Raw genomic sequence first — 1,187 nt, 5'->3', positions numbered from 1 at the left:
GAATGTCATCAATGTAGCCATTGCCATCGTTGTCAATGCCATCTCCGGCAATTTCCCCCGGGTTTGTCCAGATGTTGCCAACTAGGTCTTGGTGATTGTAGTCCACCCCCGTATCAATAACCCCAATCACTAAATTAGGATTGCCTTTTTGAATATCCCAGGCTTCAGGGGCATCAATATCGGCATCGGGAGTACCGCCACTTTGTCCGGTGTTATGCAGTCCCCAAAGTTGATTAAAACTGGGGTCATTGGGGAATGTCGCTTGGGGACTAATTGTGCCTTTTGTTACAATATAGTCGGGTTCAATGTATTCAAAAATCGGATGGGAGCGATATTGTTTTAGAATCTTCTCCACAGAGAGCGACCCGGATAACTTCCAAATCTCTGCCCCCGTCAGTTTAATCGTCTGGGTGCTGACAGCACCAAAGAGGGACTTAAACTGAGCAACTTCGGCGCTGGCGATCCCCTTCTTGAACTTGACAATGAGTTTATTGGAAACATGGGGGGCAAGGGTGCTAGTTGCTGCCAGTCTTAGCTCTGAGGTGACGGGGGCGGTAGTGGGTACAGAGGCAGGACCCGACGCTGGACTGGTGGTGACGGCGGCAGCGGTGGGTACAGAGGCAGGACTCGACGCTGGACTGGTGGGATAACCAGAAGAGTTCATACTGAGGGAAGCGGGAAAGACCACTTGACCCGTAGCAGCAGGGGAAGCTGAAACCGTGGGGGCCTCAGAGGAGACTGTAGAGGGGGAGGGCTTAGAGTTCAGGACTCCTAAGGGAGGCGTTTCCCTCGATACAGTTAAATCGTCGGAACCTGTTAAATCAAAGGTGATTGGGAAGGCTCCATCAAAACTCAAAGAATCTTCTAGAGATGGCATATCTGTACTAGATAAATCGGAACTTACTTGTGTTGTCTTCATCACCACACACACCCCACTTTCCGAAAATTAATCGGTCAATTACTTGGGGGCGTTGGATTGTTTCTGTTTATGGTTAGGGAAAAGGACAAGCCCAACTTTTCTGCCCTAGGCTTAAATTTATTATAGCGGGAGCATCCCAATTTTGCCATAAGTATAAATGCTTAGAGACTAAAAACGTTAGCTAAGGCAAAATAAAGAGAAACAATTAAACGGTAGAATCATGAATACAGACCAAAAAGAACAACTAGATCAACATTTAAAAGCCATT

The 1,187-nt window shown here is 47.3% G+C and carries 1 protein-coding gene; it reads right to left on the bottom strand.

The features are described 5' to 3' along the window. Window positions 1–919, bottom strand: a 919-nt coding sequence (locus O9290_RS19085; RefSeq protein WP_502846469.1) for a S8 family serine peptidase, incomplete at its 3' end; no start/stop codon positions are given. Between the last annotated feature and the right edge of the window lie 268 nt (window positions 920–1,187).

The organism is Microcystis sp. LE19-41.2A, from assembly GCF_027530405.1.
Classification (GTDB): domain Bacteria; phylum Cyanobacteriota; class Cyanobacteriia; order Cyanobacteriales; family Microcystaceae; genus Microcystis; species Microcystis aeruginosa.
Note: the sequence above shows the minus strand (reverse complement) of the source record. Positions and strands in the feature narration are given on the sequence as shown.